16 protein-coding genes, 1 pseudogene and 1 CRISPR repeat array are annotated in these 22,927 nt (G+C 69.8%); of the genes and pseudogenes, 11 read left to right on the top strand and 6 right to left on the bottom strand.

Going from position 1 to position 22,927, the window contains the following annotated elements; all coding sequences use genetic code 11:
- Positions 1–203 precede the first annotated feature (203 nt).
- The 3 genes from pheS to NUT86_RS09190 all read left to right on the top strand — a co-directional run bounded on the left by pheS (position 204) and on the right by NUT86_RS09190 (position 5,405).
- Positions 204–1,328 carry a phenylalanine--tRNA ligase subunit alpha gene (gene pheS / locus NUT86_RS09200; RefSeq protein ID WP_093647777.1) on the top strand — a complete coding sequence of 375 codons (1,125 nt, stop codon included), beginning with the start codon at positions 204–206 and terminating at the stop codon, positions 1,326–1,328.
- Positions 1,328–3,853, top strand: coding sequence for a phenylalanine--tRNA ligase subunit beta (pheT, locus tag NUT86_RS09195; protein WP_274734675.1), 2,526 nt, complete (start codon positions 1,328–1,330; stop codon positions 3,851–3,853). Before pheS ends, pheT begins: the two co-directional genes overlap by 1 nt.
- A gap of 337 nt (positions 3,854–4,190) precedes the next feature.
- A complete protein-coding gene (locus tag NUT86_RS09190; RefSeq protein ID WP_109888612.1) occupies positions 4,191–5,405 on the top strand; it encodes a PP2C family protein-serine/threonine phosphatase in 1,215 nt (404 codons plus the stop codon).
- Here the strand turns inward: NUT86_RS09190 and NUT86_RS09185 are convergent.
- Positions 5,386–6,318, bottom strand: coding sequence for an oxidoreductase (locus NUT86_RS09185; protein ID WP_109888610.1), 933 nt, complete (start codon positions 6,316–6,318; stop codon positions 5,386–5,388). The two genes, NUT86_RS09190 and NUT86_RS09185, sit on opposite strands and share 20 nt — an antisense overlap.
- A 72-nt stretch (positions 6,319–6,390) precedes the next feature.
- Between NUT86_RS09185 and NUT86_RS09180 the strand changes: the two genes are divergently transcribed.
- The 3 genes from NUT86_RS09180 (at position 6,391) to NUT86_RS09170 (ending at position 9,048) form a co-directional block, all read left to right on the top strand.
- Positions 6,391–6,984 (top strand): TetR/AcrR family transcriptional regulator, encoded by a 594-nt coding sequence (locus tag NUT86_RS09180; RefSeq protein WP_274734674.1) that lies wholly within the window; start codon positions 6,391–6,393, stop codon positions 6,982–6,984.
- Positions 6,985–7,111: 127 nt separating this feature from the next.
- Positions 7,112–8,449 carry a hypothetical protein gene (locus tag NUT86_RS09175; RefSeq protein WP_018087724.1) on the top strand — a complete coding sequence of 446 codons (1,338 nt, stop codon included), beginning with the start codon at positions 7,112–7,114 and terminating at the stop codon, positions 8,447–8,449.
- A gap of 68 nt (positions 8,450–8,517) precedes the next feature.
- Positions 8,518–9,048 (top strand): NUDIX domain-containing protein, encoded by a 531-nt coding sequence (locus NUT86_RS09170; RefSeq protein ID WP_018087723.1) that lies wholly within the window; start codon positions 8,518–8,520, stop codon positions 9,046–9,048.
- A 30-nt stretch (positions 9,049–9,078) separates the two neighbouring features.
- Here the strand turns inward: NUT86_RS09170 and NUT86_RS09165 are convergent, their stop codons facing one another.
- The 5 genes and pseudogenes from NUT86_RS09165 to NUT86_RS09145 all read right to left on the bottom strand — a co-directional run bounded on the left by NUT86_RS09165 (position 9,079) and on the right by NUT86_RS09145 (position 12,568).
- Positions 9,079–9,336, bottom strand: a complete 258-nt coding sequence (locus NUT86_RS09165; protein WP_018087722.1) for a hypothetical protein — start codon at positions 9,334–9,336, stop codon at positions 9,079–9,081.
- A gap of 357 nt (positions 9,337–9,693) precedes the next feature.
- Positions 9,694–10,389, bottom strand: a complete 696-nt coding sequence (locus tag NUT86_RS09160) for a hypothetical protein (protein WP_266448177.1) — start codon at positions 10,387–10,389, stop codon at positions 9,694–9,696.
- Between the two features lie 330 nt (positions 10,390–10,719).
- Positions 10,720–10,833, bottom strand: a pseudogene (locus NUT86_RS09155) (3-hydroxyacyl-CoA dehydrogenase family protein); the annotation flags it as partial.
- 35 nt (positions 10,834–10,868) lie between these two features.
- Positions 10,869–12,203, bottom strand: coding sequence for a tyrosine-type recombinase/integrase (locus tag NUT86_RS09150; protein ID WP_274734673.1), 1,335 nt, complete (start codon positions 12,201–12,203; stop codon positions 10,869–10,871).
- 110 nt (positions 12,204–12,313) lie between these two features.
- Positions 12,314–12,568, bottom strand: coding sequence for a helix-turn-helix transcriptional regulator (locus NUT86_RS09145; protein WP_274740430.1), 255 nt, complete (start codon positions 12,566–12,568; stop codon positions 12,314–12,316).
- A gap of 2,525 nt (positions 12,569–15,093) precedes the next feature.
- Between NUT86_RS09145 and cas3 the strand changes: the two genes are divergently transcribed.
- The 5 genes from cas3 to cas5e all read left to right on the top strand — a co-directional run bounded on the left by cas3 (position 15,094) and on the right by cas5e (position 22,926).
- Positions 15,094–17,829: a CRISPR-associated helicase Cas3' gene (gene cas3, locus NUT86_RS09140; RefSeq protein WP_274734672.1), complete on the top strand. Its 2,736-nt coding sequence runs from the start codon at positions 15,094–15,096 to the stop codon at positions 17,827–17,829.
- 129 nt (positions 17,830–17,958) lie between these two features.
- Positions 17,959–18,353: a CRISPR direct-repeat array (repeat unit 29 nt; unit sequence GTCCGCTCTGCGCCCGCGGAGATGCTCCG).
- A 290-nt stretch (positions 18,354–18,643) separates the two neighbouring features.
- Positions 18,644–20,350, top strand: coding sequence for a type I-E CRISPR-associated protein Cse1/CasA (casA, locus tag NUT86_RS09135; protein WP_274734671.1), 1,707 nt, complete (start codon positions 18,644–18,646; stop codon positions 20,348–20,350).
- Positions 20,347–20,970 carry a type I-E CRISPR-associated protein Cse2/CasB gene (casB, locus tag NUT86_RS09130; RefSeq protein WP_274734670.1) on the top strand — a complete coding sequence of 208 codons (624 nt, stop codon included), beginning with the start codon at positions 20,347–20,349 and terminating at the stop codon, positions 20,968–20,970. Before casA ends, casB begins: the two co-directional genes overlap by 4 nt.
- A 4-nt stretch (positions 20,971–20,974) precedes the next feature.
- Positions 20,975–22,150 (top strand): type I-E CRISPR-associated protein Cas7/Cse4/CasC, encoded by a 1,176-nt coding sequence (gene cas7e, locus NUT86_RS09125; RefSeq protein ID WP_274734669.1) that lies wholly within the window; start codon positions 20,975–20,977, stop codon positions 22,148–22,150.
- The gene (gene cas5e / locus NUT86_RS09120) at positions 22,147–22,926 is read left to right on the top strand and encodes a type I-E CRISPR-associated protein Cas5/CasD (RefSeq protein WP_274734668.1); all 780 of its coding nucleotides are present in this window, start codon (positions 22,147–22,149) and stop codon (positions 22,924–22,926) included. Before cas7e ends, cas5e begins: the two co-directional genes overlap by 4 nt.
- Position 22,927 lies beyond the last annotated feature (1 nt).

Here is a 22,927-nt window from a genome sequence, read left to right as displayed (position 1 = left end):
GGGCGCCCCGCGGGGGCGCGGACCGGCCGCGCGGCCCGACCCCCTTAGACTTGACCTTTGGCACCTTTGGCGCACAGGCATCGCGGGCACACGCGGGCTCGGCATCCCACGTTCGTGATCGACGTTCGTCATCGACGTTTGTGATCGAACAGCCGAGGCGACGCGAGCCAAGCCAAGCCAGTCCACCGGAAGCACGGGAAGAGATGTCCGCACCCAATAAGTCGTACGACCCTGTCGAGGTCGAAGCCCTGAAACCGGAAGAGATCGCCGCACGGCTGGACGAGGCGCTGGCCGCCATCGCCGCCGCGGCCGATCTTGAGGAGCTGCGTGAGGTGAAGGTCGCGCACACCGGCGACCGCTCGCCGCTCGCGCTCGCCAACCGTGAGATCGGCGCCCTGCCCCCGCACGCCAAGGCGGACGCCGGCAAGCGCGTCGGCCAGGCCCGTGGCCGGGTGAACCAGGCGCTCAAGGTCCGCCAGGAGGAGCTGGAGGCGGAGCGCGACGCCCGCGTGCTGGTCGAGGAGGCAGTGGACGTCACGCTGCCCTACGACCGCACCCCGGCCGGCGCCCGGCACCCGCTCACCACCTTCATGGAGCGGGTCGCGGACGTCTTCGTGGCCATGGGCTACGAGGTCGCCGAGGGCCCCGAGGTCGAGGCGGAGTGGTTCAACTTCGACGCCCTCAACTTCGTGCCCGACCACCCGGCGCGCCAGATGCAGGACACCTTCTTCGTCCAGGGCAACGGGACCGAGGGCGATGAGTCCGGCGTCGTGCTGCGCACCCACACCTCGCCGGTCCAGGCCCGTACGCTCGTCGACCGCGAGCCGCCGGTCTACGTCGTCTGCCCGGGGCGGGTCTACCGCACCGACGAGCTGGACGCCACGCACTCCCCGGTCTTCCACCAGATCGAGCTGCTCGCCGTCGACGAGGGCCTGACCATGGCCGACCTCAAGGGCACGCTCGACCACATGGTCCGGGCGCTGTTCGGCCCCGACATGAAGACCCGGCTGCGGCCGAACTACTTCCCGTTCACCGAGCCGTCCGCCGAGATGGACATGGTCTGCTACGTCTGCCGTGGCGAGTCCGTGGGCAACCCCGACCGCCCCTGCCGCACCTGCTCCAGCGAGGGCTGGATCGAGCTCGGCGGCTGCGGAATGGTCAACCCCAAGGTGCTCATCGCCTGCGGCGTCGACCCCGAGAAGTACAGCGGCTTCGCCTTCGGGTTCGGCATCGACCGGATGCTGATGTTCCGGCACAACGTGGAAGACATGCGTGACATGTTCGAAGGCGACGTCCGGTTCACCCGGCCGTTCGGGATGGAGATCTGATGCGGGTCCCGCTTTCTTGGCTGCGGGAGTACGTCGACCTGCCGGCGACGGAGACCGGCCGTGACGTACAGGCCAAGCTCATTGCCGTCGGCCTGGAGGTCGAGACCGTCGAGCGCCTCGGCGAGGGCCTCAAGGGCCCGCTCGTCGTCGGCCAGGTGCTGACCATCGAGGAGCTGGAGGGCTTCAAGAAGCCGATCCGCTTCTGCACGGTGGACGTCGGCCAGGCCAACGGCACGGGCGAGCCGCAGGAAATCGTCTGTGGCGCGCGGAACTTCTCCGTCGGCGACAAGGTCGTGGTCGTCCTCCCCGGCGCCGTGCTGCCCGGCGACTTCAAGATCGCCGCGCGCAAGACGTACGGCAAGAAGTCGCACGGCATGATCTGCTCCGGCGACGAGCTGGGCATGGGCGACGACGGTACGCACGGCATCATCGTGCTGCCGCCCGAGTACGAGGTCGGCACCGACGCGATCGAGCTGCTGGAGCTCGTCGACGAGGTGCTGGACATCGCCGTCACCCCGGACCGCGGCTACTGCCTGTCGATGCGCGGTGTCGCCCGTGAGACCGCCACCGCCTACGGGCTGCCGCTGCGTGACCCGGCGCTGCTGGACGTGCCGCCGCCGAACTCCGCCGGCTACCCGGTCCAGGTCTCCGACCCGCTCGGCTGCGACCGCTTCACCGCCCGTACGGTCACCGGTCTGGAGCCCGGCGCGCGCACCCCGCTGTGGATGCAGCGCCGCCTCCAGAAGGCCGGGATGCGTCCGGTCTCGCTGGCCGTCGACATCACCAACTACGTGATGCTGGAGCTCGGCCAGCCGCTGCACGCCTACGACCGCACCAGCGTGGACGGCCCGATCGGCGTCCGCCGGGCGAGCGCGGGTGAGCAGCTGACCACCCTGGACGGCACCAAGCGGGTGCTGGACGCCGAGGACCTGGTCATCACCGACAACCGCGGCCCGATCGGTCTCGCGGGTGTCATGGGCGGCGCCAACACCGAGATCGCGGCCCCGGTCGCGGAGGACGGGACCGGTCAGCCGCAGGGCACCACCGATGTCGTGATCGAGGCCGCGCACTTCGACGCGCTCTCCATCGCCCGTACGGCCCGCCGGCACAAGCTGTCCTCGGAGGCCGCCAAGCGCTTCGAGCGCGGGGTGGACCCGGAGGCCGCGTCCGCCGCGGCGCAGCGCACCGTCGACCTGCTGGTGCTGCTCGCGGGCGGTACCGCCGAGGACGGTGTCACCGAGGTCGTCACGCCCCGCGGGCCGCGCACGATCAGCCTCTCCGCAGGCCACCCGGACAAGGTCGCCGGTGTCGAGTACGGCCGGAAGACCGTCGTCCGCCGCCTCCAGCAGGTCGGCTGTGACGTCTACGGGCAGGACGAGCTGGTCGTGACCGTGCCGTCCTGGCGGCCGGACCTCAGCGAGCCGAACGACCTGGCCGAAGAGGTCATCCGGCTGGAGGGCTACGAGAACCTGCCCTCCACCCTCCCGAAGCCGCCGGCCGGCCGGGGGCTGACCGAGCGTCAGCGGCTGTACCGCCGGGTCGGCCGTGCGCTGGCCGGTGCGGGCTATGTCGAGGCGCTGAACTACCCGTTCACCGGCTCGCACGTGCTCGACCAGCTCGGGATCGAGGCGGACGACCCGCGCCGTGCGGCCGTCACCCTCGTCAACCCGCTCTCCGACGAGGAGCCCGACCTCCGTACGACGCTGATCCCGGGTCTGCTGCACGCGCTGCGCCGCAACTACGGGCGGGGCACCCACGACCTGGCGCTCTTCGAGACCGGACCGGTCTTCCGGGCGACCGGCGACGAGAAGCCGGCCAGCCGGCTGGTCGTCGACCGCCGGCCGACCGACGACGAGATCGCCTCGCTGGACGCCTCGCTCCCGCAGCAGCCGCGGCGTGCCGCCGTGGTGCTCGCCGGCGGCCGTGAGCAGGACGGCTGGTGGGGCGCCGCCCGCCCGGGGATCTGGGCGGACGCCATCGAGGCGGGCCGTACCGTCGCACGGGAGGCGGGTGTGGAGCTGATCGTCCGCCAGGACCAGCACGCCCCGTTCCACCCGGGCCGCTGTGCGGCGCTGCTCGCCCTCGTCGACGGCGAGGAGATCCTCGTCGGCAACGCCGGTGAGCTGCACCCGCGGGTCATCAAGACGCTGGCCCTGCCGGAGCGCACCTGCGCGATGGAGATCGACCTGGACCGGCTGGAGCAGGCCGGTACCGGACCGCTGCGCGCCCCGAAGATCTCGGCCTTCCCGGTCGCGACCCAGGACGTCGCCCTCGTGGTCGACGCCGGTGTCCCGGCGGCGGAGGTCGAGGGTGCGCTGCGCGGCGGTGCGGGTGAACTGCTGGAGTCGCTGCGGCTGTTCGACGTCTTCACCGGCGAGCAGATCGGCGCGGGCAAGAAGTCGCTGGCGTATGCGCTGCGCTTCCGCGCCGCCGACCGGACGCTGACCGCCGAGGAGGCCTCGGCGGCCCGTGACGCGGCGGTCGCGGCGGCCGTGGAGCGGACGGGGGCGGTGCTGCGCGGCTGAGCGTGGGCGTTGCCTGCGACCGCGCGACGGCGTGCTTGACGGGGTGAGGGCGTGGACGGTGTACACCGTCCACGCCCTCACCCCTTTCGGTGTGCGGCGGGCGGGTTCTGTGGGGCCGGTGGGGCGGGGCGGGTGTCCCTGGGGCGGCCGCGGTTTCCAGGGAGACGATCAGATCCGTACACCATCACTCCATCGGGTGATGATGTACGTATCGTCGTCGGATGGACACGGAACGTCGCGAGAATCGACCGGGTCGGCAGGGCCCGTGTGACCGCGCCAGTGGGCCGGGCCGACCCGCTCACTACCTGGGGGACCACCGGCTAGGGGGACCATCGGCATGATCCGAAACCGGGCGAGGGGTGGAGCGCGCGCAGGGGCGGCAAGCGCCCGGCGGGCCTTCGTCTTCGTCCTGCCCGGGCTCTGGGTGCTCGGCGTGGTGGCCTGGGAGCTGAGCCACCCGACCAGCGGCCAATTGCTGCAACTCCTCGCCGCCGCGCCCGCCATCGCCTGCGCGGGCACCGGCCGCCGCCAGTGCGTGCTGCTCGGCGGGCTGTGCGCGCTGCTCGCGCTGGTGCCGTTCGGCGAGGCGGAGCCCGGGGCCGGGTGGGGCACCCGCCTGATGACCTGTGGCGCGGTCCTCGCGGTGATCGGCGCCAGCTATCTGACCGCCGGGCGGCGGCTGCGGCTCGTACGGGAGCTGGAGCGCACCCGGGAGGTCGCCGCCACCGCGCAGCGGGTGCTGCTGCGGCCGTTACCGCGGCGGATCGACGGGGTGCTGCTGGCGGCCGACCATCTCTCCGCGAGCGAGGGGGCCGTGGTCGGCGGGGACCTGTACGAGGTCGTGGGGACCCGGCACGGGGTCCGGGCGGTGATCGGGGATGTGCGCGGGCACGGGCTGGACGCCATGGGCACGGTCGCGGCGATGCTCGGCAGCTTCCGCGAGGTGGTGCACGACGAGCCCGAACTGGGGGAGGTGCTGCGCCGGTTGGAGCGGTCGCACCAGCGGCATCTGCGGGAGCGGGCGCACACCGGGCGGTCGGCGGCCGGCGGGGAGCCAGGGAGCCCGCTCGCCGAGGAGTTCGTGACGCTGCTGCTTCTGGAGGTGGCCCGGGACGGGTCCGTCACGGCGCTCAACTGCGGGCATCCGTGGCCCTATCGGATCGCCTGCCGGGCGGTCGCGCCGGTCGCCCCGGCCGATCCGATGCCGCCGCTGGGGCTGTTCCCGTTGCCGCGGGAGCTGCCCGCGGTGCGCTGTGGGCGGCTGCGGCCCGGCGAGGGGCTGTTTCTGCACACCGACGGGGCGTCCGATGCGCGGGACGCGGCGGGGGAGTTCTTTCCGCTGGCCCAGGAGCTGCGCAGCAGTGTCGAGGCGGCCGCGGCCCCGTGCGGACCCTCGCCGGCGGGGGTGGTCGGGAGCGTACGGAAGGCGCTGCTGCGGCATGCGGGCGGTCGGCTGACGGACGATGTGGCGCTGCTGATGCTGAGCAACGACCGGGTGCGGGTGCCGGTGCGGGCGGCCGGTACCGCCCCGCCTACCGTGCGCCTTCCGTGACCTCCCGGCCGGTCGGCGACGGGAAGGTGACGCCGGTCAGCTCTTCGGAGGCCTGCCACAGGCGCCGGGCGCTCTCCGGGTCGCTGGCCGCGGCCGTCCTGCCGACCAGCGTCGGTGCGCCGCGCATCTCGCCGAGCCCGTCCGGGCCGAGGTAGGAGGCGCCCGGCAGGTCCTGGGTGGCGGCGTAGAGCGTGGGGAGCGCGCCGGCCTTGTTGTCCTGTGCGACCAGCCGGTTGCCCACCCGCATCACCGCGCGCCGCAGAGCGCTGGCGTCGGCGCCCTGGAGGTTGGTGGCGGCCCAGCCCGGGTGTGCGGCGAGGGCGCGCACCGGCGATCCCGCGGCGGCGAGACGGCGTTGCAGCTCCAGGGTGAACAGCAGGTTGGCCAGCTTGGACTGGCTGTAGGCGGTGACGGGGCGGTAGGCGCCGGTCAGGTTCAGGTCGTCGAAGTGGATGTGGTTGCCGGGCAGCCGGTGGGCGCCGGACGACACGGTCACCACACGGTCGGTGAGGCGCGGCAGCAGCAGGTTGGTCAGCGCGAAGTGGCCGAGGTGGTTGGTGCCGAACTGCGTCTCGAAGCCGTCCTTCGTCCGGGACTCCGGGATGTTCATGACTCCGGCGTTGTTGATCAGCAGATCGACCGGGTCCTGCCAGGCGGCGGCGAACGCGCGGACGGAGGCGAGGTCGGCCAGGTCGAGGCGGCGGACTTCGACGGTGCCGCGGGCGCCCCGCACGGTGGCGGCGGCGGACTCGCCGCGCTTGAGGTCCCGTACGGCGAGGACGACATGGGCGCCCGCTCGTGCGAGGGCGTCGACGGTGGCGATGCCCAGTCCGCTGTTGGCGCCGGTCACGATGGCGGTGCGGCCGGTCTGGTCGGGAATGTCGGTGGTGTTCCACTTCGGGGTCTGCGTCATGGCTTCAATGTAGGCAACGCCAACAATGATGTCAATGTCAACAATGTAGCCAGTGAATACATGGGGGATAGGATGGCGGCCATGCATCGTCGTTACCACCACGGAGACCTGCGCGCCGCGCTGCTCACCCGCGCCGAGCAGACGCTCCGCGAGAAGGGGCCGGGCGCCCTGTCCCTGCGGGAGCTGGCCCGTGACCTCGGGGTCAGCCATGCCGCCCCGAGCCGGCACTTCAAGGACAAGCAGGCGCTGCTCGACGCGCTGGCGCTGGCCGGTTTCGACCGTCTGCACGAGACCCTGGCCGCATCCCGGGAGGCGGGCGAGACCTTCCCCGACCGGCTCGGCGGACTCGTCCGCGCCTATGTGGACTTCGCCGTCGCCAACGCCGAGCTGCTCGACCTGATGTACACGGTCAAGCACGATCCGGCGGCGTCCGAGGCGCTGATCGCGGCCGCGCACCGGCTGGGAGCGATGGCGGAGGAGATGGTCGCGGAGGGGCAGCGCGACGGTGAGGTGCGGGAGGGCCCCGTCGACAGCATCGCCCTGCCGGTGTTCACCACCTTGCACGGCTTCGCCAGCTTCGCGATGAGCAGTGTGCTCTCCGCGGAGCAGGTCGCGGCCGGCCTCGACGCGGTGATCGCGTACATGCTGCGGGGCTGTGCTCCGTGAGGAGGCGCCGCGCCCCTTCACACCCCGTGTGAAGGGGCGTTCACTACGCTCGACTGACGGAGTGCTCATGTCGACAAGGCCATGAGCCGGCGGTCCGTGGACGGGCCCGGCTCACCGGGAGGCCGGTATGGAGCCCAACACCCTGCTGGACGCGATGCTCGACGAGTCCGGTATCTCGCATGCGGGACTCGCCGCGCGGATCAACCAGCTCGGCCGCCGCCGCGGTCTGGCGCTGCGCTACGAACACACCGCGGTGGCCCGGTGGTTGAAGGGCCAGCGGCCGCGGGGGCAGGTGCCCGATCTGATCTGCGAGATCATGGGGGAACGGTTGCACCGGCCGGTCGGGCTCGATGACATCGGGTTCAGCGGTCCGGGGTCGCGGCGGGCCGCCGACACCCCGCTCTCCGGCTTCGTCGAGCGGGCCACCGCGCTGTGGCGGTCCGATGAGCAGCAGCGCCCGCACATCCTCGACGCACCGGCGCTCACCGGCACCTCGGCGGTCATCCCCGTATGGGAGTGGGAGAACCCGCCCGAGGACTCCGATGTCTCGCGTGACGGGCTGACCCGGGTCGGCATGGCCGACATCGAGATGCTGCGCACCGCGCGGACGCACTACGAGACGATGTACCGGAAGGCGGGTGGTATCGCTACCAGAGCACGCATCGTGGGATTCCTCAACGCCGAGGCGGCGCCGCTGCTGCGGGGCAGCTACAGCGATGCGACGGGGCGTCAGCTCCACCGGGCGACCGGCGGACTGGTCGCGGTCGCCGGCATCTGTGCGTACGACTCGGACGCTCTCGGGCTGGCCCAGCGCTACTTCCATCAGGCGCTCCGGCTGGCCAAGGCCAGCGGGGACCGCGGCCTCGGCGCGTATGTGATCGCGCTGCTGGTCAACCAGTCCCTCTTCGTACGGGAATACCGCCAGGCGGTCGCCTTCGCGGAGGCGGCGCTGCGGGCCGCGGGTCCGCAGATCACCCCGGCGCTCTCCGCGGACCTCTACGCGATGCAGGCCAAGTCCTACGCCCGGCTCGGTGACGGCGCCGCCGCGCTGTCGTGCATCCGGCGCGCGGAGGCGGCCGCGGAACGCATCCGGCCCGGTCTCGAACCGGCCGAGACGGGCTATGTCCAGCCCGGCCTGGTGAACGTACAGGTGGCGGAGGCGCTGCTCAGCCTGGGTGACTTACGGGCCGCCCGGGAGCAGGCGGACGCCGCCGTCGACACCCCCGCACACGACCGCGGCCGGGTCCACCGGCTGGCCATGCTCACCCATATCGAGCTGCGTCAAGGCGATGCGGACCGGGCGGTGGCCAATGCCGCGCAGATGACGGAGCAGGCTCGCGGAATGGAGTCGCAACGGCTGCGGGACCGGCTGCGGGCGGTGCGCGAACATCTGGCGGAGACCGGGAGCTCCGCGACGGACGAGGCTGCCGATCTCATCGACGAGGTGCTGCGCGTTCCGTTGTAGGGCGTACGACACGCCCCTGACCGGGCTCGTGTCACCTTGCCGGCCCTACAGCGGAAGGTGGCAGTTACGTGCGTTGGAACAATCTCGGCGAAAAGCCCGTCTACGCGAATCCCTGGTTCCGGGTCAATCTGGCCGATGTGGAACTGCCTGACGGCCGCCATCTGGATCACTATCTGATCCGGATGCGGCCCGTCGCCGTGGCCACGGTGGTCAATGAGGCCAATGAGGTGCTGCTGCTGTGGCGGCACCGGTTCATCACCGACACCTGGGGCTGGGAGCTGGCCGCCGGGGTCGTCGAGGACGGCGAGGACCCCGCGGCGGCGGCCGCCCGGGAGATGGAGGAGGAGACCGGGTGGCGGCCCGGGCCCCTCCAGCATCTCCTCACGGTGGAGCCGTCCAACGGCCTCACCGACGCACGGCACCACATCTACTGGTCCGAGGAGGGCGAGTACACCGGCCCGCCCCAGGACGGATTCGAGTCCGAGCGGCGGGAGTGGGTGGCGTTGAAGCTGGTGCCCGACATGGTGGCGCGAGGGGAGGTGCCGGCCGCCAATATGGCCGCCGCGTTGCTGATGCTGCATCACCTCCGGCTGGGCTGACCGGAACCGGCCGGTGACCGCGGCCGGCGGTCACCGGCCCAGGGCCTGCCACACCGCCACCACCAGCGCCGCGAGCCCCGTGAGCGCGGCGAGGGACGGCAGCGGCCAGCGGGTGCTCTCCAGCCGTGTGACGCGGGCCTGTAGTTCGTCCGCGTCCCGCTCGTACTGCTCGGAGCGCTGGGCGAGCAGCGCGAGTTGGCCGTCGACCCGGGCGGTGCGGACGTCGAGCAGACGCCTCAGCTCGGCTAAGTCGGCGGTTACCGGATCGGGTTCGGTGTGGGCGGTCACGGTCCGCTCCTCTTTCCTTCGGTCAGCTGCTTCGGTGTCGGTACGGGCCTCAGTCAACTGTGCTGCGGCGAAGGGCGGGAGCGTGTGCGGCGGGGAGATCCGGGTCTGCGCTTCACACCCCGTGTGAGGTGACACGGGGTGACGGGGCGGCGGCCCTTCGCACGGGGTGTGAACCGCGCACCCCGACAGGCGCGCTTCACACGCTCCCGTACGCGCCCGCGCGGGGGTTGACTCGAAGGTGCCACGGGGGCCGACGCCGGCGGACGGGCGCCCGCCGGCCCGGGGTCCGCCCGCCGGTTCCTTCCCCCGAGCGGCGGGCGGACGGCCCGTGGGCCCGGCCCGGACGTACCGCCCCGGCTACTTGATGCCCTGGGCACGGGCATTGGCCAGCAGCGCCTTCAGCCCGTCGAGGTCGAAGCCGGTGAGGCGGCCCATAGCGGTGCCGGTCCGGTAGCCGCCGTGCGGCGAGCACATGACCGGGGTCTCGCCGGAGGGGTTGGCCACGCATTCGTGGTCGGCGGCCTTCCCGTCCTTGTCGAGGTCCAGGTTGGGGTGGTCGAGGCCGAGCGCGTGGAGCGGCTCGTGCACGAGCGTGTTCCGCAGTTTGTACGCGGGCATCGGCCAGGTGCCGTCCCAGTACTCGGAGTCGATGGCGACGATGCCGCCGGTGCCGACGCCCTTGGGTGGGTGGGGGCAGGGCATGCCCTGGCTGAATCCGGGGCGGCCGAGCGGCCGGTAGATCTCGGTGTACTGGACGTGCCCCACGGGCCCGCACTTCGCCGGGTTGACGGGTTCGACGCCCCCGATGGCGAGCTTCAGACCGGCGGCCCTGGCCTGGGACACCGCGGCGGTCAGGTAGGGCGTGTAGCGGGTCTTCATCGCGGACGTGGCGAACGTGATCGTGTACTGGCGGCCGGGGCTGAGGCTGGTGACGCCGAGCTGGGTGGTGAGCTTCCACCCGGTGCCCTTCGTGGCGAGCGTCGCCGCCTGCGTGGGCACGGCGGCGAGCGCGCACACCGCGAGCGCCGCGGCCACGGGCAGGGCCTTGTGCATGGGTCCTCCTTATGTAGTTGTGGGGGGGAGTGTGATGGTCCTTTCACAAGTGAGACGCATGAGGCGGGAAAAGGGATACATCGTCAACTAGATCGTTTTCAGCAGGATTTGAGCGCAAGGAGGGATATGGCGGCACCGTCGGACGTGGACGTGGACGTGGACGCGGGTGCACAGCGCAACGCCCCGCACCGGACGGTGCGGGGCGTTGTGGGCGGAGGCGGGCAGCGTGTGCCGAAGCAGCCGGGCCCGCCTCCTGGGGAGGAGGCGGGCCCGGCTCATGCGCTCGCCGGGGCTCCCGGCGGCGCGTCAAAAACTGGATCGATGCGGGTCTCAGTACGCGTAGAACCCCGACCCCGACTTCCGGCCCAGTCGGCCCGCGTCGACCATGCGCGCGAGCAGCGGGGGAGCGGCGTACAGGGGTTCCTTGTACTCGTGGTACACATTGCCGATATTCGCGAATGCCGCTCTGACCTGCGGCTTCAGAGCTCATCCGTGGCCTGCATGGCGCCCAGGGACTTCTCAGGGACATCTGGTTGTGGATCTTGATCAAACCACTCGTCCATGGCGGCGAGGCCCCGCTTGCCCGCCCCGGGCATGAAGTGAGCGTAGTGCGTCAGCGTGGTCTGCGGCGAGGCGTGCCCGAGCCACTCCGACACGCTGACGATCGACTCGCCGGCCTCAAGCTGGGTGCTCGCGTACGTGTGCCGGAGGACGTGGAACATGTCCGCGCGGGAGAGCTCGTAGACGCGGGACCGACGGGTGCGGCCTCCGTACGTCTCGACCTTCTCGCCAATCGCCTTCACCACTCCGGCCGCTGCCAGCGCAGGCCGCCAGCTCAGCTTGTTCCACATGGAGCAGTTGACCCGATTGCCTTGCGAGGTGCTCAGAACCAGACGGACGGTGATCGGCCTGCGCTGTCGCGCTTCCAGCTCCGTCGCCGGTGGCTCAGGGTTTCGCCAGGGTAGCGTGCAGGCAACCGAAGGGAAGCGGCGGAAGTGATCCTGGGCACGCTTGGCGAGGTTGGGGGAGAGGGGAACGCTTCGCGTTTTGCCGCCCTTCGGCAGGCAGAAGTACGGCCTCCCTTTGGAGTCCCACCGCAGCTGTCGGCGGACGTGTATGACGCCGGCATTGAAGTCGAAATCCTCTTCGCTGAGACCGAACGCCTCGCCTTGACGCAGGCCGAGGCCGACACCGAGGTCCACCGCGATGCGGTACCGCTTCTGGAGGCCCGCCCGGACGGCATCCACGGTTGCCCTGGACCATGCTTTGGCCTTCGTCTTCGAGGGTTTGGGAGCCTTGACCGTCCGATGGGCCTTGCAGGGGTTCTTGACCAGGCGGCCGTCGTCGACAGCGGCTTCGAGGATCGTGGACAGATGGATCCAGATCACCTGGGCGGTGGACGCCTCGACCCGCGCCAGCAGTTGAGTCTTCCAGACACGCAGCGCAGCAGCATCGATGTCCCGGAGCGCCGTTTCACCCAGGAACGGAACGATGTGGTTCCAGATCTTGCTGCGCATGGGGGCGGCGGTTGACGGTTCGTCCGACCGGCTCGGCCACCAGTGCTTCTCGATGTACTGGGCGAGGGGGATCGCCCCGTCGCGGGGGTCTACGAACTCACCACGTGTGGTGTCGGTCTGTGCGTTCGCGAGCCACTGCTTCGCGTCCTCGCTCGTGTCGAACGAGCGGTCCCGGACACCCGGGATGCCCTTCACCCGATAGCGCTTGCCCTTGCCCCACAAGGCTGTTCGGTCCCGCTTACCGGTGTCCTTGTTGGGCTTCTTCTTAAGCCAGCGGTCTTCTATGTACCCCGCCAAGGGAAAGTGCTCCTATGAACTCGACTGCGTATGTACATACGGCATGATGCGAAGCTGCGCGCCGAGACCCCGAAAGGTTGAGGCACCACCTTTGGCCTTTCGGATCGCCTTCAAGAAGCGCGTACTGCGCGCTTCACCGGCTTCCGACTGAGGGGACTCAGGGCAGCGTTGGAACGTGAATCTGCCTTCTCTTGTGCAATGACCCACTCGTTGAGAGCCGAAATCCTGTACATGACGCGGCCTCCCATGCGGAAGCTCGGCGGTCCCTGCCGTCGGTGACGCCAGACATACAGGGTGTTCGGTGAAATGCCGAGGTATTCAGCTGCCTTGGTCAGGTTCAAGAAGGCGGCTTCATGCGTGGACATGATCGGGTGGTGCATCTCTGGTCTCCAGTGTGAGAGGCATCGATGCACGTCATGATCCGGATAAGTCGGAGCTTGGTGAGAACGGGAAAATCTGGTAGTGCGCGTACTGGCTGCCTCAGGGGACGCTGAGGTACGACTGTTGATCTCGGGCGTTGCAGTCCATGGCGCTGAATCATCCTCCCGTTGAGCTGCGGTTTTGTCGGCAGCTGTACGTTGGCATGGTGTCCGGGCAGGTCTCCAGTCATGGGCGTCTGCCGTAGGCGAACTGCCGTGAGCCAGTACCGGCGTACAGGCCGACTCGTCCGCCGCCACCTGGGATTTAGCCCCGGCATGGGCTTCTGACCTGCGTCGGAGGCCCTTTCTGACCTTTCACGCGCTTGTCGCTTTGGGCAGTCGTAAGTCCCTCGGAAGTCCATCTGACAGAGCTGAGAGTCCCTGAAAAATCCCAGAGGCGGGCGGTCATCGGAGGTGTCTGAGCAGCCGCTCCATGGGGGTAGCCCATACTGATGATGGAGTTCCCCCTGGGAGCGGGGTGGATACTTCTGTCGGCGCGATCTCCCTGCGCGGAGCGGCCAGCACGAATCGGTCCGGGAACTCGACCGCTAAGGAGCATCTCCGTGTGCGCGGAGCGGATGCAATGAGCGCGGCCAGCATCATCGACGTCGTCGGACCATCTCTGCATACGTGGAGCGCACATGCACCAAAAGCGCGTCGCGCTGCAGGTCGGCGGAACATTTCCGCGTACGCGGAGCAAACCTGTGATCAGGCCACTTCGGATGGTCACCTGACGGAACATCTCCGCGTACGCGGAGCGACCGACTCGTTCAGGTTGTGCTGTGCCCGCCAGATCGGAACAACTCCGCGTACGCGGAGCGGACTTGTCGCTGTCCGAGATGCCCGAGCGGTTCGTGGGAACATCTCCGCGTACGCGGAGCGGACGACAAGGGCGCCAGTGACGAGTTCTTCGGGTCGGGGCCATCTCCGCCTGCGCGGAGCGGACGACTGCGGCAAGCTCGCCTTCCGGCGCGCCTGGGGAGCATCTCCGCCTGCGCGGAGCGGACGACGCGAGACTCGCGTGGGAAGCGACCATCGCCGGAACATCTCCGCGTACGCGGAGCGGACCCCCTGACCCGGGAGCAGGTGGAGCGGTACGGGGGAACATCTCCGCGTACGCGGAGCAGACGCCGAGGGCAACGCGCGGAACTGGCAGATCGACGGAATATCTCCACGTATGCGGAGCAAACGTGCCGCGCTTGAACGTCAGCTCGGTGTCGAAGGGAACATCTCCGCGTACGCGGAGCGGACTCACCATGGCCTTCGCAATGGTCGCCGCAGGGAAGTTCTCCACGTGTGCGGAGCGGACTCCAAGGCCCAGCACTCCATGACGCAGCAGGACGGAACATCTCCGCGTACGCGGAGCGGACGAGTCCGGCACCGCCCTGAGAGCGCGGGAGGACGGAACATCTCCGCGTACGCGGAGCGGACAGCGGCGGCACCGGCAGGTGGGGCGTGCACAACGGAACATCTCCGCGTGCGCGGAGCGGACCTCAGCCGCATCGCCGACTTTCTGGTGCCCGCCGGAACATCTCCGCGTGCGCGGAGCAGACAACGGCCACTGCGCCGCGAGCAGCACCACCGGCGGAACATCTCCGCGTGCGCGGAGCGAACTCGATCGACCGCCCTTTGTTCCGGACGTCGTTCGGGGAATCTCTGCGTACGCGGAGCGGACATCGACGTCGAGCGGTACCGCGGATCATCTCCGCCTGCGCGGAGCGGACGGCTTGTGCGAAAGCCTGAGCGAGGCCGGCATCGGAGCATCTCCGCGTGCGCGGAGCGGACGCGTGCATCGTGCGCTTCAGCGCGCTGATGTCCGGAACATCTCCGGGTGCGCGGAGCGGACGGATCCTCGTCCAGGACCCAGGTGCGGAGGGCCGGAACATCTCCGTGTACGCGGAGCGGACTAGTCCTCACGCTCCTCCATGTCGGTGCCGCGCGGAACATCTCCACGTACGTGGAGCGGAGCGTGTGGTGGGTAGGGCGATGGCGGCGGCTTCCGGAACATCTCCGCGTATGCGGAGCGGACTCCGCGAGCTCGGACGCGTTGCGCGGGACGGTCGGAACATCTCCGCGTATGCGGAGCGGACGATCCCGAGGGCGAGACGTCAGCGAACCAGGCCGGAACATCTCCGCGTACGCGGAGCGGACGCCACAAACGGCGTCCAAGCCTCCTTCATCGGCGGAACATCTCCGCGTGCGCGGAGCGGACAGGAAAGCCGGCGCGCGCATGATGCGCAGCTCCGGAACATCTCCGCGTACGCGGAGCGGACCCTTCGTGACCTGGCCGTTTGTGGGGGCTTTGCTGTTTCGTTAACAAGGTGCCGTGAGGTTGGTGACCGGGGGCTTCAGGGAGGCCGGTTACCTCTTCACGGTAGCGCTGTGACGGGCGGATGGCCCCGGCGGCTTCTTCACAAACGGTTGTCAGTGGCTACGGGTAGGACTGGGGGCTGGTTGCGTTAGGAGGCAGGGTGTCGGAGTTCTCCGGTTTGGCTGGGCTGTTGTGGGCGAAGACGTGGCGTAGGGGCTGGGGGCGTGAAGCGCCTCCTGGTGCTACGTGGCATTCGTTGATCGCGCATGTGTGGGACAGCGGGCATGCGGGCGGATGGTTGTGGGACCACTTGCTCGCGCCGCGGGTGCGGGGTTTGCTGGCGGCGGATCTTGGCGGGCGGGAGGAGTCGGCCCGAGCCCGGCTGTCGTGGCTGGCGGCGGAGCATGATCTTGGCAAGGCCACTCCGCCCTTCGCCGGCCTGGACGTGCAGCGGCGGGCTGAGCTGGTGGCCGCGGGTCTGGCAGTTGACCTGTCGGTGAAGGGGGTTCTTCCGCATGGCTGGCTCTCGGGGCGTCTGGTCTACCAGGTGTTGTGCGACGAGGGGTGGGATGGGGAGGCCGCGGAATTTGTTGCTCTAACGCTGGCAGGCCACCACGGAGTATTTCCCAGGGTGGGCTGGCTGGATGTGGGCATCCTGCCCAAGCGCCGGGGGAGGGGGGCATGGAAACGGGTGCAGGCCGAAGTGCATGAAGCGGCGGTGTCGGGCAGCGGGGCCGCGCCGCATCTGGGGGACTGGGGCAGAAGTGTGCCGTCGGTGCCGGCGCAGCTGGTGCAGGCCGGGGCGGTGACGTTGGCGGACTGGCTGGCCAGTAACGAGGAACTCTTCCCGTATGAGGGTCGGTTGCCGCAGGGGTATCTGCGGACCTCGGCGTCCCGGGTCGGTCGTGCGGGTGCGGTCATGGGGGTGCAGGCGCTCTGGGCACCGGAGCAGGACAGCGCACGGCTGGGGGCACATGCTCTCTACCGCTCCCGGTTCGGGATCGGCGAGCCGCGGGCGGTGCAGGAGGCGGTCTATGGCCTGGCGTGCTCGGTCGGGGGGCCGGGGCTGATGGTGATCGAGGCGCCGATGGGCGAGGGCAAAACGGAGGCAGCCTTGGCGGCGGCGGAGGTGCTGGCTGCCCGGCTGGGCGCGAACGGCGTGTTCTTCGGGCTGCCCACGCAGGCGACGGCAAATCAGATCTTCGGCCGGGTCCTGAAGTGGCTGAAGCGGCAGGGGGCGGATACGACGGTGGCTCTCGCGCACGGCAAGGCTGCGCGACAGGAGGACTACCGGGCCTTGCTGCACAGCACGGTGGGAGTGGACGAGTGCGCTGCGGGGACCGTGGCATCGAAGTGGGTCCAGGGGCGCTACCGGTCCCTGCTGGCGCCGGTGGTGGTGGCCACCGTGGACCAGCTGCTGCTGGCGGGGCTCGCTTCGCGGTACGTGTCGGTGCGGATGCTGGGGCTGGCGGGGAAGGTGGTGGTCCTGGACGAGGTGCACGCCTACGACGCCTACATGTCCGGGCTGCTGCAAGGGGTGCTGGCGTGGCTGGGGGCGTGCGGGGTGCCGGTGGTGCTGTTGTCGGCGACCCTGCCTGCCCAGCAGCGCACTCAGCTCGTTCAGGCGTATGCCGGGCGCCAGGTGGAGTTGGAGCAAAGCGCGGCATATCCGCGCCTGACCTGGGTGCACGCGCCCGATGCGGATAGAGACGTAGCAGAGTCCGAGATCTTGTCGGTGCAGGCAGCTCGCGGGTTGTCGGTGAAGGTCGAGATGCTGCCGGAGCCCGACGACACCACGGTCGTCAATCGGGCCAGGGCCCTGCTGGCCGAGGGCGGGTGCCTGCTGGTCATCCGCAACACCGTCGCTCGGGCCCAAGAGCTGGCCGGGCAGCTGCGCAAGGCGCAGGGCGAGGACTCGGTCACGCTGATGCACGCCCGCTTCACGGTGGCCGACCGCCGGCGTCTGGAGACCAGCCTGGTGAATCAGTTCGGGCCCGACGGCACCCGGCCCGCGCCGCATGTCGTGGTCGCCACCCAGGTCGCCGAGCAGTCCCTGGACGTGTCCTTCGACGCGCTGATCACTGACCTGTGCCCGATCGACTTGCTCTTCCAGCGGATCGGCCGGATGCACCGCCACCCGGCCGGCGACCGCCCGCAGCTGCTGAGCCTGCCGCACGTGGTGGTCACCGGCTACCAGCCCGCCTCGGACGCACCTTCGCAGACACCGAGAGGCTCACGCACGGTCTACGGGGACCACCTGCTGTGGCGCACCGCGGCGGTGCTGCTCGACCGCACTGTCCTGGAACTGCCGCACTCCATCCCGGCCCTGGTCAACCGCGTCTACGGCACCGAGAGGCTGGGACCGGATTCATGGCAGGAGCACCTGGCTGTCGCGGCGCAGGAGGACCAGGCCAAGCGGGAATGGATGAAGGACCAGGCCCATCAGGTCGCCTTGACGAACCCGCACGAGGCGGCGAGCCTGGCCGAACTGCACAAGGACGCCCCACTGAGCGGCGAGGACGACGAAAACACCCCGCAAGTCCAGGCTCTGGTACGGCTCGGCAAGCCCTCGCTGGAGGTCATCCTGCTGCGAGCCAGCACCTCGGAGAGCATCGCGATGCCCGTCTCCCAAGGAGCCGATGCATCGGTACCGCTGGACCGGCTGCCGGACGCGCAAGGCATCGAAACGGTGCTGGACCAAGCCATCCGGCTTCCGAGCTGGTCGGAGAAACTGACGGCCGCAGCGCGCGAGGCCGCCTTCACGCCGGAACCGTGGAAGAAGTCCGCCTGGCTCAACTCAGCCCAAATCCTTTTGCTACCCGCCGACGGCCAACCTCTACGACTAGGCGGCCTGAACCTCACCTACTGCCCCACCGAGGGACTCACCGTGGCCTGACCCATGCCCGGCTACGCCCATTGCAGGCATGACACGGCAAGCAAGATCGACTCCAGTCCTCGGATCCTCACCTCAAAGCAGCTTGATAACAAAACAGCAAAGCCTGTACAACGGGGCAGGTCATGAAGGGTCCGCTCTGCGCCCGCGGAGATGCTCCGGTGCTTGAAAGTCAGCCGGTGACCCCGCGTCAGTCCGCTCTGCGCCCGCGGAGATGCTCCGTACGTCATCCTCGCCAAGTCGGTCCGCCTCGCGTCCGCTCTGCGCCCGCGGAGATGCTCCGCTGCTGGCCGATCTCTCCGACGCCGCCACCATGTCCGCTCCGCGCACGCGGAGATGCTCCGGACAAAGCAGCACAGTGGGGCCTCGATACCTTGTCCGCTCCGCGCACGCGGAGATGCTCCGAAGCTCATGACGACGTTCGGCCAGGGCGGCATGTCCGCTCCGCGCACACGGAGATGCTCCGACGTCCATGTCGAAGGACGGGTCGACCTTGCCGTCCGCTCCGCCCACGCGGAGATGCACCGCAGAACTGGCACATCACCCGGTCGTCCGCCCGGTCCGCTCCGCGCACGCGGAGGCCGAGCCCGTCCGTTGTTCTGTCCGCGTAGGCGTTGGATATCTGCCGGCGTTGTCCGGCAGATCCTCATGTGCTTGCCGGGCTTCGCGCGCTGGCGGTGCTCGGCCGGACTGTCCGGTCTCATGTCCGGTTTCGCCGCTCGTTGTCAGTGGGTCCGTGTAGGTATGTAAGTCGGAGCCGAGCATCAAACGCGGCGCGGCTGCCGGGTAGTTCGTCATGCCTACGGGGTGGAGCGCTATGGAGTTCAATCTGGTCGACGACGACTGGCTTCCGGTTGTCTTCGCTGACGGCAGCACGGGGGAGGTGTCCCTGCGCGAGGCACTGTTGCGCGCCGCAGAGGTGCGGAGCCTGGCGTTGGACAGTCCATCGCAAGTCCCACCGGTGATGCGGTTGTTGCTGGCTGTCGTGCATCGCGCCCTGAACGGGCCGACCGGGGAGCAGCAGTGGTCTTCCTGGTGGGAGGCAGGGGTGTTCGACGCTGCGGCGATCGACGCGTACCTAAATGAACACCGCGCGCGGTTCCGCCTGTTCGACGAGTCTGCGCCTTTCATGCAGGTGGGCGGGTTGGAGGCGTTGAACGGCAAGACGAAGACGGCGGCGCTGCTGGTGCCGCACGTGGCCAGCGGTAACAACGTGCCGCTGTTCTCGGCGCAGCGCGATGTGCGGCCGGATGCGCTCACCGCGGCGCAGGCGGCGCGGTGGCTGCTGCACGCGCATGCGTGGGACACCGCGGCGATCAAAACCGGGGCGGTCGGTGACGATCAGGCCAAGGCGGGGAAGACCATGGGCAACCCGGTCGGATCCCTGGGGCAGCTGGGCGTCGTCATGCCCATGGGGCCCACGCTGTGGCACTCCCTGATGTGCAACCTCCTGCCCTCCACGGGAGCCGCCGTCAGCGATGCGGGGGATCTGCCGGTCTGGGAGCGGCCGCCGTTGACGGCCCAGTGGGCGGAGCGGATGCCGAAGGGCCGACTGGACCTGTTCACCTGGCCCGCGCGCCGCATCCGCTTGATCCCCGAGCCGGATGCGGACCAGCCGGGCGGGGCGGTGGTTCGGCAGGTACTTGTGTGCGGCGGGGACCGGGTTTCGCTGAACACCGGTCCAGAGCTGCGCGGTTGGATGTGCAGCGAGCCGCACTCGGCGTGGAAGCGCAGCGCGAACCTGGAGCGCAAGCGCAACTTCCCCCTGGTCTACTGGCCGATGCGGCACCGCGTCGAGCGGCAACTGTGGCGCGGGCTGGGACCGCTGCTGGCCCGCGCGGAGCTGTCCACACCTGCTGCGAAGGACGCCCCGGCGGTCCAGGGCCCGGCGGTGCTGGCCCAACTGGGCTCCCGGGAGCGGATGTCCGCGCTGAAGGGGATGCCGCTTCGTGTCCTCGCGGTCGGCTTCGAATACGGCAACCAGAGTGCCGTGATCGATGAAGCCTACGGCGACGTGCTCCCTCTGCCGGTCGCGGTCCTCTCGGCGCAGGACGACGACTGGCGCCACACCGTGCTCTTCGCCGTCAAGGCAACCGACGACGCCGTACGGGCCCTGGAGTATCTGGCCGAGAACCTCGCGGTGGCCTCAGGGTGCCGGCAGTCCGAGGAGGGCCTGCTGGCCGGCCACCGCGAACGCGCCCGCGAAGCTGCCTACGCCGCGCTGGACACACCCTTTCGCCGCTGGCTGTCCTCCCTGACCAACAACGACGTCGACCCCGACCAGGCCCTGGACCTGTGGGCGCACGAGGTCCGGCGCATCATCCGCGGCCGGGCCGGTGAACTCCTCAAGGCAGCCTCCCCGGCCGCATGGCACGGCCAGGAGACGGGGGAGGGCGAGGTCATGGACGCCTCCCTGGCCGAGATCTTCTTCCACAGCGCCCTGCGCAAGGCCCTGCGCGAGCTGTTCGACACCGACGGCGACGACCCCGACGACAACTCGACCGACATGGAGCCGCCCGCATGACCACCGCACCCGAGCGCCGTAGTGACCAGGACCCGCCGCCCTGGCACGGCCGGCTGGCCCAACAGCTCAAAGCGATCGACCGCGACCCGGGCCTGGCCGCAGCATGCCGTCGCGGCCGCAACACCGAGCCGCTGGACGAACTCGACATGCACCAGCCGATCTCCTACGTCCTGGAAGGCGACGAGGAGACCAACGTCTGCGAGTTCGTCCCCCTGGGGCAGCGGGACGCGGTCACCGCCGCCATGCACCACACCCTCGCCCTGTACGCCTGCCACATCCAGTCCAAGTCCGCGCCCATGCACCGCCGTGGCACCTCCCTGGGGCATGCGGCCCGCAAGCTGGAAGCAGCGATGCCCTCCCAAGGCGGGGCCTCAAAGCGCTTCCGCGCCGCCCTGAGCGCCGATTCGATGAGCGAGCTCACCAGCCACCTGCGCTTCCTCATCTCGCTCTTTCGCACCTACGACATCGCACTGGACTACGTCGCCCTGGCCGACGCGCTCGCCGCCTGGCACCACCCGGCACGGCGCCAGGGCCTCGTGCGCATCTGGGGGATGGATTTCCGCCGCACCCCCCGCAAGACCACCGAAACCAGCAACCCGACCGACTCGTCCCAGGAGTAGCGCCATGGCCTTCCTCGACATCCACATCCTTCAGAACGTGCCGCCCTCCAACATCAACCGCGATCAAGACGGCAGCCCCAAGACCGCGACCTTCGGCGGAGTCAGGCGCGCCCGCGTCTCCTCCCAGGCATGGAAGCGCGCCACTCGCACCACGTTCGAGGCCGACGGTGCCCTGGCCGGCGAGGACGCCGTCCGCACCCGCCAGCTGCCCCAGATGATCGCCGACCAGCTCGCCGAGCGCGTCCCCGCCCTCGCTGAGAAGGCCGACGCCATCGGCATGGCAGCAGCGTTCGCGATGTTCAAGGTCGCCGCCAAGAAGCCCAAGATGAAGAGCGACGGCGACGAGCCGGCCGAAGAGCGACCGGTCACCGAATACCTGCTCTTCCTCGGCCGCACACAGATCAACAACGTCGTCGACACGCTTGCCGCCCAGGTCGACGCCCTCGCCGACGCCAACACCGACAAGGAACTCGCAAGCGTCGTGGGCGCACTGGGCCTCAAAGACCTGGGCGTGACCGCTCACCCCGGGGCCGTGGCACTCTTCGGCCGCATGGTCGCCAATTCCCCCGACACCGGCGTGGACGCCGGCTGCCAGGTCGCGCACGCCATCTCCACCCACGAAGCCATCACCGAATTCGACTACTTCACCGCAGTCGACGACAAACAGCAGGACGACAACAAGGGCGCCGGCATGATCGGCTCGCTGGAGTTCAACTCCGCCACCCTCTACCGCTACGCCACCCTCGACCTGCGCACCCTCCACACCAACCTCGACCAGGACCATGCCAGCACCCTGAAGTCCGCGCTCGGCTTCATCCGCGCCTTCGCCAGCAGCATGCCCACCGGCAAAGCCAACACCTTCGCCCACCACACCCGACCCGAAGTCATCGTCCTCAGCCTGCGCGAAGACCGCCCGGTCAGCCACGTCGACGCCTTCGAACGCCCCATCGCACGAACCAGCGACGGGTACCTCGCCACCTCTGCCACTGCCCTCTTCGCCCACATGACCAGCGTGGACGAGCAATGGGGCGACACCCCGAGCTGGTCCGCCGCCATCTATCCCTCCACCCTGGCAAGCAACGGCGAGACGAAGCTGCCCGAGCGCGTCACCTGGAAAGCAGCGCTCGCGCAGGCAGAAGAAGCCCTGACGGCCGCCCTGCCCAAGGCGCAGGCCAAGTGAGTGTCCTGACCGTGCGGCTGGCCGGCCCACTGCAGTCTTGGGGAGTGGGCAGCCGGCACACCATCCGCACCACCCTGCCCTACCCCAGCAAGTCCGGGATCGTCGGCCTCCTGGCCGCCGCCTGCGGCATCCCCCGCGACGGAGACCCCTCGGAAACCACCGACGTCACCCTGGCGGAGCTTGCGGGCCTGCGTCTTGCCGTGCGCGCGGACCAGCCCGGCGAACTCCTGGTGGACTACCACACGGTCAGCGGCGCCTCCCACGCCCCGACCGATGCCGCCCAGCAGCGTCTTCCCACTGCTGATGACGGGCGCCTGCAGGCCAAGGACTCCACGAAGGTCACCCGCCGCCACTACCTGAGCGACGCCGCCTTCACCGCCTACCTCGAAGGCGACGCAGACCTCCTGACCAACGTCGCCCATGCCGTGCGCCGGCCCCGCTTTCCCTTGTTCCTGGGCCGCCGCTCCTGCCCTCCCAGCAAACCCCTCTTCATGGGCATCGAGCACCAGACAGGTCTCAACCATGCCCTGCGCACCACGGAGTGGCAGGCCGCCGCGCACGAGGTCGCCCGCCACCGCCGACTGGGGCAGTCCAGCGTCCGCCTGGACACGGTCATCGAAGACCCGGACGGCACCGACGTCCTCCCTGACCAGCCCCTCGCAGCGGCGCCGCCGTTCCGCCACCGGTACACCGAACGACCCATCCGACACGGGCACATCACCCTGCCCCTGTCACCCCACGACACCGTCCACGACCCCTTCGAGCTGCTCGGCTGAC

The sequence above is a fragment of the Streptomyces sp. G7(2002) genome, assembly GCF_028870195.1.
Classification (GTDB): Bacteria; Actinomycetota; Actinomycetes; order Streptomycetales; family Streptomycetaceae; genus Streptomyces; species Streptomyces nigrescens.
The sequence above is the reverse complement of the archived record's forward strand: the minus strand, read 5'-3'. Positions and strand labels throughout refer to the sequence as shown.

What these genes read in the sequence shown, in the direction of transcription:
- pheS (WP_093647777.1), top strand. Translation starts at nt 204, where the DNA reads ATGTCCGCACCCAATAAGTCGTACGACCCTGTCGAGGTCGAAGCCCTG.
- pheT (WP_274734675.1), top strand. Translation starts at nt 1,328, where the DNA reads ATGCGGGTCCCGCTTTCTTGGCTGCGGGAGTACGTCGACCTGCCGGCG.
- NUT86_RS09190 (WP_109888612.1), top strand. Translation starts at nt 4,191, where the DNA reads ATGATCCGAAACCGGGCGAGGGGTGGAGCGCGCGCAGGGGCGGCAAGC.
- NUT86_RS09185 (WP_109888610.1), bottom strand. Translation starts at nt 6,318, where the DNA reads ATGACGCAGACCCCGAAGTGGAACACCACCGACATTCCCGACCAGACC.
- NUT86_RS09180 (WP_274734674.1), top strand. Translation starts at nt 6,391, where the DNA reads ATGGCGGCCATGCATCGTCGTTACCACCACGGAGACCTGCGCGCCGCG.
- NUT86_RS09175 (WP_018087724.1), top strand. Translation starts at nt 7,112, where the DNA reads ATGGAGCCCAACACCCTGCTGGACGCGATGCTCGACGAGTCCGGTATC.
- NUT86_RS09160 (WP_266448177.1), bottom strand. Translation starts at nt 10,389, where the DNA reads ATGCACAAGGCCCTGCCCGTGGCCGCGGCGCTCGCGGTGTGCGCGCTC.
- NUT86_RS09145 (WP_274740430.1), bottom strand. Translation starts at nt 12,568, where the DNA reads ATGTCCACGCATGAAGCCGCCTTCTTGAACCTGACCAAGGCAGCTGAA.
- casA (WP_274734671.1), top strand. Translation starts at nt 18,644, where the DNA reads ATGGAGTTCAATCTGGTCGACGACGACTGGCTTCCGGTTGTCTTCGCT.
- casB (WP_274734670.1), top strand. Translation starts at nt 20,347, where the DNA reads ATGACCACCGCACCCGAGCGCCGTAGTGACCAGGACCCGCCGCCCTGG.
- cas7e (WP_274734669.1), top strand. Translation starts at nt 20,975, where the DNA reads ATGGCCTTCCTCGACATCCACATCCTTCAGAACGTGCCGCCCTCCAAC.